Origin of the sequence: Aquipseudomonas alcaligenes NBRC 14159, from assembly GCF_000467105.1 — a bacterium.
Classification (GTDB): domain Bacteria; phylum Pseudomonadota; class Gammaproteobacteria; order Pseudomonadales; family Pseudomonadaceae; genus Aquipseudomonas; species Aquipseudomonas alcaligenes.
The window spans coordinates 18304-31630 of record NZ_BATI01000002.1 but is presented as its reverse complement, the minus strand read 5'-3'; the positions used below and the strand labels follow the sequence as shown (position 1 = coordinate 31630).

At 67.3% G+C, this 13327-nt stretch carries 10 protein-coding genes; 9 read left to right on the top strand and 1 reads right to left on the bottom strand.

Going from position 1 to position 13327, the window contains the following annotated elements; translation table 11 throughout:
- Nucleotides 1-19 precede the first annotated feature (19 nt).
- From PA6_RS00490 to PA6_RS00450, 9 genes are all read left to right on the top strand, one after another.
- Complete coding sequence (locus PA6_RS00490; protein WP_043216107.1) at nucleotides 20-1312, top strand: GGDEF domain-containing protein; 1293 nt, start codon at nucleotides 20-22, stop codon at nucleotides 1310-1312.
- Nucleotides 1313-1436: 124 nt separating this feature from the next.
- On the top strand, nucleotides 1437-3215 hold the full coding sequence (locus PA6_RS00485) for an acyl-CoA dehydrogenase C-terminal domain-containing protein (RefSeq protein ID WP_021698887.1): 1779 nt from the start codon (nucleotides 1437-1439) through the stop codon (nucleotides 3213-3215).
- Nucleotides 3216-3417: 202 nt separating this feature from the next.
- Nucleotides 3418-7008 carry a DUF2339 domain-containing protein gene (locus tag PA6_RS00480; protein ID WP_021698886.1) on the top strand — a complete coding sequence of 1197 codons (3591 nt, stop codon included), beginning with the start codon at nucleotides 3418-3420 and terminating at the stop codon, nucleotides 7006-7008.
- Nucleotides 7005-8348, top strand: coding sequence for a DUF3999 domain-containing protein (locus PA6_RS00475; protein ID WP_021698885.1), 1344 nt, complete (start codon nucleotides 7005-7007; stop codon nucleotides 8346-8348). Before PA6_RS00480 ends, PA6_RS00475 begins: the two co-directional genes overlap by 4 nt.
- 93 nt (nucleotides 8349-8441) lie before the next feature.
- Nucleotides 8442-10262 (top strand): esterase EstP, encoded by a 1821-nt coding sequence (estP, locus tag PA6_RS00470; protein WP_021698884.1) that lies wholly within the window; start codon nucleotides 8442-8444, stop codon nucleotides 10260-10262.
- A gap of 121 nt (nucleotides 10263-10383) precedes the next feature.
- The gene (locus PA6_RS00465) at nucleotides 10384-11391 is read left to right on the top strand and encodes a class 1 fructose-bisphosphatase (protein ID WP_021698883.1); all 1008 of its coding nucleotides are present in this window, start codon (nucleotides 10384-10386) and stop codon (nucleotides 11389-11391) included.
- A 3-nt stretch (nucleotides 11392-11394) separates the two neighbouring features.
- On the top strand, nucleotides 11395-11994 hold the full coding sequence (locus tag PA6_RS00460) for a DUF924 family protein (protein ID WP_021698882.1): 600 nt from the start codon (nucleotides 11395-11397) through the stop codon (nucleotides 11992-11994).
- 72 nt (nucleotides 11995-12066) lie between these two features.
- Nucleotides 12067-12321, top strand: a complete 255-nt coding sequence (gene bamE / locus PA6_RS00455; protein ID WP_021698881.1) for an outer membrane protein assembly factor BamE domain-containing protein — start codon at nucleotides 12067-12069, stop codon at nucleotides 12319-12321.
- Nucleotides 12321-12875: a lipocalin family protein gene (locus PA6_RS00450; RefSeq protein ID WP_043216105.1), complete on the top strand. Its 555-nt coding sequence runs from the start codon at nucleotides 12321-12323 to the stop codon at nucleotides 12873-12875. Before bamE ends, PA6_RS00450 begins: the two co-directional genes overlap by 1 nt.
- On the opposite strand, the gene PA6_RS00445 is transcribed toward PA6_RS00450, so the two are convergent.
- A complete protein-coding gene (locus tag PA6_RS00445; RefSeq protein ID WP_021698879.1) occupies nucleotides 12872-13309 on the bottom strand; it encodes a DUF2141 domain-containing protein in 438 nt (145 codons plus the stop codon). The two genes, PA6_RS00450 and PA6_RS00445, sit on opposite strands and share 4 nt — an antisense overlap.
- Nucleotides 13310-13327: the final 18 nt, after the last annotated feature.

Below are 13327 nucleotides of genomic sequence, written 5' to 3'. Positions count from 1 at the left end.
AGCCAATGCTCCGTTGCCCGTGCCTCGTCTAAGCGCCTACCGCCCCGACCATCTGCTGACCGCCCTGCCACTGCTGCTGGCCGGCCTGGCCGTGGCGCGCCTGGGGGAGCTGAGCGAGTTTTTCCTGTCGCTGTTCAACGTGCTGCCGACCCTGCTCCTGCTGCTGGGCGGCGCCTTCTGCGTGGTCTATGGCCGCCAGCGCGAGTTCTCCCTGCTGGTGGTGGTCTACCTCGCCTACTTCCTGCTGGACATCCAGACCGATCACTTCCGCGAGCAGGGCCAGGTGCGCCAGGATGCCGCGCTGGTGTTCCATCTGTGCAGTTTGCTGCTGCCGTTGCTGTACGGCCTGTTCGGCGCCTGGCGCGAGCGTAGCCACCTGCTGCAGGACATGGTGGCGCGAGCCGCCGTGCTGCTGGCTATCGGCGGCACTGCGCTGGCCCTGGCGCGGCGCTTCCCCGCTGGGCTGCAGGGCTGGTTGACGGAGATACATTGGCCGCTCTGGCATGGGCAGTGGATGAGCCTGATCCAGCTCGCCTACCCGCTGTTCCTGATCGCCGGTGTGCTGCTCGCGGTGCAGTACCTGCGCCAGCCGCGGCCGCTACATGCGGCGCTGTTGCTAGGCCTGCTCGGGCTGCTGTGGATGCTGCCCAACACCTTCATCTTGCCGCATGCGTTGCAGGTGATGAGCAGCCTGGTGATGCTGATGATCGTGGCGGCGGTGGTGCACGAGGCCTATCAGATGGCCTATCGCGACGAACTCACCGGGCTGCCCGGGCGCCGCGCGCTGAACGATCGCCTGGAGCGCCTGGGGCGCAATTACGTGATCGCCATGGCCGACGTCGATCACTTCAAGAAATTCAACGACACCCACGGCCACGACGTTGGCGACGAAGTGCTCAAGCTGGTCGCCAGCCAGCTGCGCAAGGTCGGTGGCGGCGGCAAGGCCTACCGCTACGGGGGTGAGGAGTTCACCCTGGTGTTTCCCGGCAAGTCGCTGGACGAGTGTCGGCCGCATCTGGAGGCGGTGCGCGAGGCGGTCGAGAAGTATCCGCTGCAGCTGCGTGATCGCCAGCAGCGCCCGAAGAGCGACAAGGAGGGGCGCCAGCGGCGCAGGCCCGGCGGGGCCGGCAGTGTATCGGTGACCATCAGTATCGGCGTGGCCGAGCGTGAGCTGCAGCAGCGTTCCGTCGACGAGGTGATTCGCTGTGCCGACAAGGCCCTTTACGCGGCCAAGAAAGCCGGGCGCAACTGCGTGGTGGCGCAGGGTGAAAGCCGTCGTGGTGCGGTGCGGGTCGCGGCTGTCGCCGAGTAGCGCCTGCGGCGTGACCGATAGTCCACAACCTGAACCTATGTCCTGTTTTTGTGTTCGGATAGACTCCGGGCCATGTTGAAACGGCCGGATCGTCGGCCGTTCCGTTGCTCCCGAGGATCGTTCCATGGCCGACTACAAAGCTCCCCTGCGCGACATGCGCTTCGTTCTCAATGAAGTCTTCGACGTTTCCAAGCTGTGGGCCGAGCTCCCTGGCCTGGCCGAGGTGGTCGATGCCGATACTGCGGCTGCCATTCTCGAAGAGGCCGGCAAGGTCAGTGGCGGCACCATCGCTCCGTTGAACCGCAGTGGCGATGAAGAAGGCTGCTCCTGGGTCGACGGCGCGGTGAAAACCCCGGCCGGCTTCCCCGAGGCCTACCAGACCTACGCCGAAGGCGGCTGGGTCGGCGTTGGTGGTTCGCCGGAGTTCGGCGGCATGGGCATGCCGAAAGTGATCGGTGCCCAGGTCGAGGAAATGGTCAACTCGGCCAACCTGTCGTTCGGCCTGTACCCGATGCTGACCGCCGGCGCCTGCCTGTCGATCCTCAACCACGCCAGCGAAGAGCTGAAGCAGCAGTACCTGCCGAACATGTACGCCGGTGTTTGGGCCGGTTCCATGTGCCTGACCGAGCCGCACGCCGGTACCGACCTGGGCATCATCCGCACCAAGGCCGAACCGCAGGCCGATGGCAGCTACAAGATTTCCGGCACCAAGATCTTCATCACCGGCGGTGAGCATGACCTGACCGAGAACATCATCCACCTGGTGCTGGCCAAGCTGCCGGACGCCCCGGCCGGCCCGAAGGGCATCTCGCTGTTCCTGGTGCCGAAGGTGATGGTCAATGCCGATGGTTCGCTGGGTGCGAAGAACTCGCTGGGCTGCGGCTCGATCGAGCACAAGATGGGCATCAAGGCTTCGGCCACCTGCGTGATGAACTTCGACGGCGCCACCGGCTACCTGGTCGGTGAAGTGAACAAGGGCCTCAACGCCATGTTCACCATGATGAACTACGAGCGTCTGGGCGTCGGCATCCAGGGCCTGGCCCTGGGCGAGCGTTCCTACCAGAGCGCCGTCGAGTACGCCCGCGAGCGTATCCAGAGCCGCGCGCCGACCGGCCCGGTGGCGAAGGAAAAAGCCGCCGACCCGATCATCGTGCATCCGGACGTGCGCCGCATGCTGCTGACCATGAAGGCGCTGAACGAGGGCGGTCGTGCCTTCTCCAGCTATGTCGCCATGCAGCTGGACACCGCCAAGTACAGCGAAGACAAGGAAACCGCCAAGCGTGCCGAGGAGCTGGTCGCCCTGCTGACCCCGGTGGCCAAGGCCTTCCTCACCGATATGGGCCTGGAAACTACCGTGCACGGCCAGCAGATCTTCGGCGGCCACGGCTTCATCCGCGAGTGGGGCCAGGAGCAGCTGATCCGTGACTGCCGCATCACCCAGATCTACGAAGGCACCAACGGCATCCAGTCGCTGGACCTGATGGGTCGCAAGATCGTCGGCAGCGGTGGCAGCTTCTACAAGCACCTGTCCGACGAGATCAAGGGCTTCGTCGCTTCCGCCGACGCCTCGCTGGCCGAGTTCACCGGCCCGCTGAAGGCCGCCGTGGAAAACCTCGATGCGCTGACCGCCTGGGTCATCGACCAGGCCAAGGCCAACCCGAACGAAATCGGCGCTGCTTCGGTGGAGTACCTGCACGTGTTCGGCTACACCGCCTACGCCTACATGTGGGCCCTGATGGCCCGCGCCGCGCTGGGCAAGGAAGGTCAGGACGACTTCTACGCCAGCAAGCTGGGCACCGCGCGCTTCTTCTTCGCCCGCCTGCTGCCGCGCATCCACTCGCTGACCGCCTCGGTCAAGGCCGGTAGCGAGTCGCTGTACCTGCTGGACGCCGCGCAGTTCTAAGCGCGTTTCGGTGATGCAAAGCCCCGCCTCGGCGGGGCTTTTGCGTTTCTGTGGGCGTGGGATTGCGTTGTCCGGAAGAACGTAAGCCTGCGAAGCGTTGTGTCTGTGCGCCAGTTGACCTACGTCTCTGTGTGGGAGGCAGGGCGCGCCGATATACTCGGTGCGCCCCACGTCGTTCGCGGGTCTCGCAGGGATACAACGCATGCAATGGATCTTCATGCTGGTCGGCCTGGTGCTGGGCGCACTGGCCGGTGAATCGGTGATCTCCGCCCTGCTCGGCGGCCTGATCGGCCTGGGCCTGGGCCAGGCGCTGCGCCTGCAGCAGCTCGGCGCCGACAATGCGCGCTTGCGCGAGGAGCTGAAAGGCTTCGCCGAGCGCTTCGAGCGCGGCACCATGGCCATGGTCGAGCGGCTGACAAGGCTGGAGAGTGGCCAGTCGGCGACTGCCGAGCCCGCGGCGCCTGCTGCCGTCGCTGATGTCCCGCCCAAACCCGAGGCCGAAGCGGCCGCGGTCCCGATTCCGCTGCCGGTCGCGCCGCAGCCGCTGCCCGAGAACCCGGCCGACGAGCTGGTCTGGGAGCTGCCGGAGCTGCCCGCCGCTGCGGTGGCCATGCAGCCCGCCGCGGCGCCTGCGCAACCCCAGTCGCCGCGGCCGGCCATCCCGCGCCCGCCGGCGCCGCCGCGTGAGCCTTCGCCCATCGAACGTGCCATCGACATCGCCCAGGCCTGGCTGCTGGGCGGCAATACCGTGCTGCGCGTCGGTGTGGTGCTGCTGTTCCTCGGCCTGGCCTTCCTCCTGCGTTACGCCACCGAAGGCATGGTGGTGCCGGTGGAACTGCGCTATGCCGGCGTGGCGGCCAGCGCCATCGCCCTGCTGGGCCTCGGCTGGTGGTTGCGCCGGCGCAACCCGAACTACGGCCTGATGTTGCAGGGCACCGGCATTGCCGTGCTGTACCTGACGGTGTTCGCCGCCATGCGCCTGCACCCGCTGCTCGACCCCAAGCTGGCGCTCGGCCTGCTGGTGCTGGTCACCGCCTTCTCGGCCATCCTCGCCGTGGCGCAGAACGCCCTGGGCCTGGCGGTGGCGGCGGCACTCGGCGGCTTCGCCGCGCCGATCCTCACCTCCACCGGCAGTGGCAACCATGTAGCGCTGTTCAGCTACTTCATCCTGCTCAATGCCGGCATCCTCGCCATCGCCTGGTTCAAGGCCTGGCGTCTGCTCAACCTGGTCGGCTTCTTGGGCACCTTCGGCATTGGCTTCGCTTGGGGCCTGCGTTCCTATACCCCGGAGCTGCTGTGGAGCAGCGAGCCGTTCCTGATTGTGTTTTTCCTGATGTACGTGGCCATCGGTCTGCTGTTCGCCCGGCGCCGGCTGCGCGAGGCGGCGGACGCGCCGGAGGGGCGCGACGAGTTGCTGCGCTGGTCGCGCGGGCGCGCCGACTATGTCGACGCCACCGTGCTGTTCGGTCCGCCGCTGGTGGGCTTCGGCCTGCAGTACGCCATCGTCCAGCACATCGAGCTCGCCGCCGCCTTCAGCGCCCTGGGCCTCGGCCTGTTCTACCTGGTGCTGGCGCGCCTGCTGCGCGGACGCAACGTGCTGCTGTTGATGGAAACCTGCCTGGCCCTGGGCGTGGTGTTCGCCACCCTGGCCATCCCGCTGGGCCTAGATGCGCGCTGGACCTCCGCCGCCTGGGCGGTGGAGGGTGCCGGCATCTACTGGCTGGGGCTGCGCCAGGGGCGGCCGCTGGCGCGTATCTTCGCCCTGCTGCTGCAGGTGGGCGCGGCGCTGGCTTTCCTCGGCCAGGTCGATATCGGCTACGACAACCTGCTCGACGGTGCGCCGCTGGGTGCGCTGATGCTCGGCGTGGCGCTGCTGTTCAGCTACAGGCAGCTGCGCCGGGCGCCGCTCGAGGCGATTCGCGACTGTGAACGTCGTGGCTTGCCCTGGCTGGCGGTGGCGGGCCTGCTGTTCCTCTACCTGATTGCGCCGCTGTGTTTCGGCGCCGAGGGTACGGCCATCGCCTGGGCGCTGGCGGGGCTGGCCACCCTGTTCGTCGGCCTGCGCCTGCAGGCGCGCAGTTTCCTGTTCACGGCCTTCGCCGTGCAGTTGCTCGGTGGCGCGGTATTCCTCACGCAGATGCAGGGCAGCGGGCTGGGCGAATCCGGGGTGTTCTACTCCGGCTGGCGCGGTCTCATGGTCTGCTCGCTGATCGGTCTGGCATTGGTCGCCGGCATGCTGATCGCGGTGCGCGACAAGCTGGTCAGCGAGGATCGCCGGCTGATGCGCGGCCTGTCGCTGGTGATGCTGGTCGGCCTGGTTTTCGTCAACCTGGCGGTACTGTTCGTGTTGCCCTGGCAGAGCGCTGCGGCGGTATGGGCCGGCACGGGCCTGCTGATCCTCTGGCTCAGCCTGCACCTGCAGCTGCGCGCCAGCTTCCTGTTCGGCCTGCTGCTGCAGGTGGTCGGCGGTATTGCCTTCCTCGCCGCCAGCCCGCTGTTGCTCGGCTCGCTGCCGAGCGAAGGTCTGCGCCCGCTGGCGCATGCCGGCTTCTGGGCACCGCTGGTGCTGGCCCTGGCGGCGCAGATCGGCGCCTGGCGTCTGCGTCATGTCCTGTTGCGTCAGCAGGCCGGTACGCTGGGTAGCCTCAGCCTGCAGCGTCTGGCGCAGCTGTTGCTGGCCTGGGGTGCCGGCTGGTGGGTGCTGGCGCTGGCCAGCGAGGTGTTGCGCTTCGTCGCCGCTGACCTGCAGGGCGCGGTGCTGCTGGCCCTGGCGGCGCTCAGCGTGGCGCTGTGGGCCTGGCTGGCCGGGCGTCTGCGCTGGCGTGCGTTGGCGCTGCTGGGCACCTTGCTGGTGCCGGCTGCAGTGGTCATCCTGCTGCATCTGGGGCATCGTTTTTACCATCCGGCCGCGGGGTTCGGCTGGCTCGGCTGGGGCCTGGTCTTTGCCGTGCACCTGTGGTCGCTCAAGCGCCTGGCGGAACTGCTGCCGGCGGGCGTGCGCAGCGCCGCCCATGTGCTGGGCTGCTGGCTGATGCTCGGCGTGCTGGCCCTGGAGTTGCGTTATGGCCTGATGCTGTTGGCCGAGCACTACAACGCCTGGCGCTGGCTGGGCTGGGCCGTGCTGCCGAGTGCCTTCCTCCTGGCCATGGCCGCACCGCGCGCCTGGCCCTGGCCGGTGGCGGCCTACCCGCGCGAATACCGCGTGCTGGCGGCCGCGCCACTGGCGCTGCTGATGCTCGGCTGGTTGTGGCTGGCCAACATCGCCAGCGATGGCAGCGCAGATCCGTTGCCCTACCTGCCGCTGCTCAACCCGCTGGAGCTGGGCATGCTGCTGGTACTGCTGGCGATCTACACCTGGCTGCGTGGCGGCCTGCCGCAGCTGGGGCTGGCGGCGTATGGCGAGCGCATCGCGCAGACCGTCGCCGGTGCCTCGCTGTTCGTGGTGCTGACCGCCAGCGTATTCCGCGCGGCCCATCATTGGGGCGGCGTGCCCTACGAGCTGGATGCGCTGCTCGACTCGATGCTGGTGCAGGCCGGGCTATCCATTGTCTGGACCCTGATCGCTCTGCCGCTGATGATCCTCGGCCACCTGCGCGGACGCCGCGAGCTGTGGCTGCTGGGCGCGGTACTGATCGCCGTGGTGGTGGCCAAGCTGTTCTTCGTCGAACTCGGCAACCGTGGCGGCCTGGAACGCATCATTTCCTTTATCGGCGTCGGCGTATTGCTGCTGGTGGTGGGCTACTTCGCCCCGCTGCCGCCGCGCAAAGCCGAGCCTGAGCAGGTGAACGCATGAACAAATACCTCTTACCGGCCCTGGTGACGCTGCTCATGGCGCCGCTGGCGCAAGCCGACTACGCGACCCAGGTACCGCTGACGCTGGAAGGCGAGGGGCCCTGGTATCGCCTGGAGCTGCCGCTGTCGCTGCAGATGGCTGCCCGTCATACCGACCTGCGTGACCTGCGGGTGCTCAATGCCGAGGGCGAGGAGCTGGCCTATGCCCTGACCCTGGGCACCTCACAGCCGGCGGAGCAGCGCCAGGAGGCGGCGGTGAAGTGGTTCCCGCTGAGTGGCCCCGCTGACGCCCAGGCGGTACCGGCCATCCGCGTGCAGCGCAGTACCAGCGGCACCCTGGTGGAGGTGGCGCCGGAGCAGGTCGCCTCGGGTGAGCAGATCCTGCGTGGCTGGCTGCTGGATGCCAGTGCCTTCGACCAACCGCTGCACCGCCTGCAGCTGGACTGGAGTTCCGAGCAGGAGGGCTTCCAGCGCTTTACCATCGAGGCCAGCGACGACCTGCAGCACTGGCAGCGCTGGGAGGACGGGCAGATCGCCCGCCTGAGTTTTGCCGACGAGCGTGTCGAGCAGCGCGAGGTACGCCTGCCCGGCGCCAGGGCGCGCTATCTGCGCCTGCTGTGGCAGGCGCCGCAGCAGGCGCCGGCACTCCTGGCCGCGCGCGTGGTCAGCCTGGCTAGCCAGGAGCAGGCCCCGCCGCTGGCCTGGTCTGCCCCTCTGCCGGCCAGTTCCAGCAAGTCTGGCGAATATACCTGGGAGCTGCCGCTGTCGCTGCCCTTGCAGAAGATTCGCGTCGAGCTGCCGGCGGGCAATGTGCTGGCGCCGGTCAGCCTGGCCTCGCGCGGCGCCGGCAAGCTCGAATGGCAGTCGCTGACGCGTGGCCTGCTGTATCGCCTGCCGCAGGATGGCCAGGAGGTGCTGCAGAACGAGATCGAGCTGTGGGGCACGCCGGTGCAGCAGCTACGCCTGCGCGTCGACGCGCGCGGCGGGGGCCTGGGCAGCCAGGCGCCGACCATCCGCGTGGCGGTGCGCGGCACCCAGGTGGTGTTCCTTGCCCGCGGCTCCGCGCCCTACCGCCTGGCTCTGGGCGATGCCGCGGCGCACTCCGCGGCGCTGCCGCTGGGGACTCTTATTCCCGGCTATGAACCCAAGCGCCTGGCCAGCCTGGGACGCGCCACGGCGCCCGAGCAAGTGCCGGCTGCGGTGCAGCAGGCGGCCGACGCAGCACAGTTCGCGGCTGACTGGAAACGCGTGGGCTTGTGGGGAGTTCTGCTGGCAGGTGTCGCGCTTCTCGGGGGCATGGCCTTCAGTCTGTTGCGCCAAGCGAAGCCCGGTGAACACTAGTTCTCCGAGGCCAAGCGCATAGTGAATTGAGAGGAAAATCACGCTAAAGTCGCGCAGTTCCACCGGTCCAATAACAACGACAAGGACATTCCGATGAAGCGCTTACTGACCCCCCTTGCGGCGGCCTGCCTGTTGGCCAGTGCATCCCTTCCGCTGCACGCCTCTCCCTATTCGAACCTGATCGTGTTCGGCGACAGCCTGAGCGATGCGGGTTGGTTCACCGACGCCGATGGTTCGGTGCGTTTCACCAACAGGGTCGGCCCAACCTATCGGGCTGGCGAAGCCTACGGGCCGGTAGCGCCGATGCTGCTCGGCGGTCAGCTGGGGCTTGGTGATGCCGGTCTTGCCTCCGCCAATGCGGGAGGCAACAACTGGGCGGTAGGTGGGTACCGTACCGACCAGATTCTCGATACGGTCAACGATCAGTACCTGGCTGGCAACGGCCTGCGTGCCGATCCTGACGCGCTCTACTACATCACCGGTGGCGGCAACGACTTTCTCCAGGGGCGTATCGTCAGTACAGCCACCGCGCAGGCTGCCGCCGGCCGTCTGGTCGACAGCGTAGAGTCTCTGCAGCGTGCTGGCGCGCGGTACATCGTGGTCTGGCTGCTGCCTGACGTGGGCAAGACACCTGCGCTTTCCGGCAGCGGGCTGGGGGCCACGGCTTCGCGACTGGGTGTCGACTTCAACAACGAGCTGGTGCGCCAGCTGGCCGCCGTAGATGCCGAAATCATCCCGCTGAACGTACCGCTGATGCTCTCCGAGGTACTGGCCAGCCCGGCATCCTTTGGCCTGGCTGCCGATCAGGACCTGATCGGTACCTGCTTCGACAGTGACGGTTGCACGGAGAACCCGATCTACGGTGTCAACGGCACCAATCCCGACCCGACCAAGCTGCTGTTCAACGACGGCGTGCATCCGACCATCGCCGGCCAGATGCTGATCGCCGACTATGCCTACTCGCTGCTGGCCGCGCCCTGGGAGATCAGCCTGCTGCCGGAGATGGCGCACGGCACCCTGCGTTCGCACCAGGACCAGCTGCGCGCGCAGTGGCAGGCGGACTGGGAGGCCTGGCAGGCAGTGGGCCAGTGGCGCTCCTTCGTCAATGGCGGCGGTCAGCGCCTGTCCTATGACGTCTACGAGAGCGACGCCGATGGCAATGGCTACAGCCTGAACGTCGGCGGCAGCTATCGCCTCGACGAAGCCTGGCGCGTCGGCCTGGCTGCCGGTTTCTACGAGCAGGGCCTGGAGGCCGGGGAAGCCAACTCCGACTACGACCTGCGCAGCTACCTGGCCACCGCCTTCGCCCAGTACCAGCAGAATCGCTGGTGGGGTGAGCTGGCGGCCAGCGTCGGCTACCTGGACTACAAGGATCTCGAACGTCAGTTCGACCTCGGCCAGACCACCCGCAGCGAGAAGGGCGACACCGATGGCGACCTGTGGAGCCTGAGCGGCCGTATCGGCTACGACATCGCCCAGAGCGCCTCCAGCCCGTGGCACCTTAGCCCCTTCGTCAGCGCCGACTATGCGCGGGTCGAAGTGGACGGCTACGCCGAGGACAGCGTCAGATCGACCGCGCTGGAGTATGGCGACCAGAAGCGCAACTCCAAGCGCCTGGGCATCGGCCTGCAGGGCCTGTATGACCTGAGCCAGCAGACCCGTCTGTTCGGTGAAGTGGCGATGGAACGCGAGTACGAGGACGACGCCAGCGAAGTCGACATGTCGCTGCGTAGCCTGCCGACCATCGGTTACACCCTCGAAGGCTACACCCCGGACGACAAGACCTGGCGCGCCAGCTTCGGCGTCAGCCACCAGCTCGCTCCGGGCATGGCCGTGCGGGGTGCGTACACCTTCCGCGACGCCGACGACAGCGACTCGCACGGCATCAACCTGTCCCTGTCCTGGGATATCTGAGTCACACCGGGGCCTCGTTCGAGGCCCCACTTCTTTGCGGTGGGCGCCGAGCGGGTCGAGACGCGGCGGTCACAGACGGGTAAACTGCGCGCGATTTTCACTTCCTCCTCCGGAGCCCCTCATGTCGCGCGTCACCCTGAGCCGCTATCTGATCGAACAGACCCGCAGCCACAATACCCCGGCCGATCTGCGTTTCCTCATCGAAGTCGTCGCGCGCGCGTGCAAGGAAATCAGCCACGCCGTGTCCAAGGGCGCGCTGGGCGGCGTACTCGGCAGCATGGGCACCGAGAACGTGCAGGGTGAGGTGCAGAAGAAACTCGACGTGATCTCCAACGAGATCCTCCTCGAAGCCAACGAATGGGGCGGCCACCTGGCCGGCATGGCGTCCGAAGAAATGGACAACGCCTACCAGATCCCCGGCAAGTACCCGAAAGGCGCCTACCTGTTAGTCTTCGACCCGCTCGACGGCTCCAGCAACATCGACGTCAACGTTTCGGTCGGCACCATCTTCTCCGTGCTGCGCTGCCCGGATCGCAATGGCGAAAGCGGCGATCTCGGCGAAGAGGCGTTTCTCCAGCCAGGTACCCAGCAAGTTGCGGCCGGCTACGCCATTTACGGCCCGCAGACCATGCTGATGCTGACCCTCGGCGACGGCGTGATGGGCTTTACCCTGGATCGCGAAATGGGCAGCTTCGTGCTCACCCACGAAAACATCCGCGTCCCGGAAAGCACCGCCGAATTCGCCATCAACATGTCCAACCAGCGTCACTGGGAAGCCCCGGTGCAGCGCTATGTCTCCGAGCTGCTGGCCGGCAAGGAAGGCCCGCTGGGCAAGAACTACAACATGCGTTGGATCGCCTCGATGGTGGCCGACGTGCACCGCATCCTCACCCGCGGCGGCCTGTTCATGTACCCGCGCGACGCCCGTGAGCCTGAGAAACCGGGCAAGCTGCGCCTGATGTACGAGGCCAACCCGATGTCCATGCTCATCGAGCAGGCCGGCGGCGCCGCCACCAACGGCACCCAGCGCATCCTCGACATCCGGCCGGAATCCCTGCACCAGCGCGTGGCGGTGTTCCTCGGCTCGAAGGAAGAAGTCGAGCGCGTCACCGGCTATCACCAGGCCTGAACCATGCCCGCCTGGCAGCCGTTGCTGGACTGGTGGTTCGGCGCTGCCGTAACCGCCGGCGAGGTAGCGGCGCAGCGCAGTGGCCTGTGGTTCGGCTACCGCGCCGAGCAGGATGACGATGCTCGTCGCCGTTTCGGCGACCTCTGCGAGCAGGCACTGGCCGGTGGCCTGCAAGACTGGTGTGGGTGTGCCGAAGGGCGCCTGGCGCTGCTCCTGCTGCTCGACCAGCTGCCGCGCATGATTCATCGCGGCACAGCGCAGGCCTTCGCCGGCGACTCGCGCGCCAGGCAGGTGCTGCGGGAGGGCCTGGCGCAAGGTTTCGACCACGATCTGCCGGCGATCCGTCGGGTGTTCGCCTACCTAGTCCTGGAACATGCCGAGGACCTGGCTTTGCAGGACGAGGCGGTCGCGCGCTTCGGCGCGTTGCGCGACCAGGCTCCGGCTGCCGAGCGTGCGCTGTTCGACGGCTACCTGGATTACGCCGAACGTCACCGCCAGGTGATTCGTCGCTTCGGCCGCTTCCCCCACCGCAACGCTCTGCTCGGTCGTGTTTCCTCTCCGCAGGAACTGGCCTTTCTCGAGGAACCGGGTTCGCGTTTCTGAAGTCTCAAGGGGCGCAATCGAGTCGGTCCTGTGCCAAGCTCTGTCGCAGTTTCTTTCCCTCAGGAGTTCGTCATGTCGCTGCGCTCTGTCGCTGTACTCGTCGCCTGTGTCCTGCTGGCCGCCTGCAGCAAGATCAACCAGGAAAACTATTCCAAGCTCAAGGCCGGCATGGCCAAGAGCGAAGTGGAGAGCCTGCTCGGCAGTCCGACCGAATGCTCCGGCGCCATCGGCCTGACCAGCTGCACCTGGGGCGATGAAAAGGCCTTCATCAGCGTGCAGTTCGCCGCGGACAAGGTGATGCTGTTTTCCGGCCAGGGGCTGAAATGATGCGTGCCCTGTTCTGCACCCTGGCACTTGCCCTGCTGGCCGGCTGCGCCAGTTCGTCCGCGGAAGCGCCGCCGGCCAGCGCCGGCCAGGTTGATCTGCAGCGCTACCAGGGCACCTGGTACGAACTAGCGCGCCTGCCGATGTTCTTCCAGCGCAACTGTGCCCAGTCCGAGGCGCACTACCTGCTGCAGGACGATGGCAGCATCGGTGTGACCAACCGCTGCCGCACCCTGGAGGGCGAGTGGATCGAGGCACGCGGGCGTGCCGTGGCCCAGCAGGCCGGGCGCACCGACAAGCTGTGGGTGAGCTTCGACAACTGGTTCAGCGCGCTTTTCCCCGGCGTGGCCAAGGGCGACTACTGGGTGCTCTACCTGGATCAGGACTATCAGCACGTGCTGGTCGGCAACCCCAATCGCGAGTACCTCTGGCTGTTGTCGCGCACCCCGCAGGTCTCGGCCGAGATCCGCGAGCAGCTGCTGACCGAGGCGCGCGCGCGCGGCTACGACACCGATGCGCTGATCTGGCGCGTAGCGGATGCGCAGATCGCGCCCTAGCGGCGCTTGCGCGGGTTCTGCAGGCGTAGCGTGACCAGGCTGTCCGCCTCGCCGTGGATGAACAGGCAGGCCCGCGGCGAGGGCTTGCCCTTGACCAGCGACGGGTTGCCCGAGAAACCCACCGGCTCCTGCGGCACGCCGCGCGGGCTGAGGTCGAGCCGGCCATTGCCGTTGCTGTCTTGGTACAGCTGCACGGCATAGCGCCCCGGCGGCACGTCGCGCAGGCGCAGCTCGCCGGTCTCGGCGTGCAGCTGCTGCAGCGGGCGGTCGCCCCAGTCGTCGCGGTCGGCGGGCGCCAGCGCCAGATACAGGTTGCCGCTGGCCTGTATGCCCTCGACCCTGACCAGAATATCCCCCGCGCACGCCGGCGAGCTGACGAACAGCAGCGTTGCCAGGCATGGCCAGGTTACGGTTTGAAGAAATCGCTGTGGCATAATCCGGCCATTCTGCAG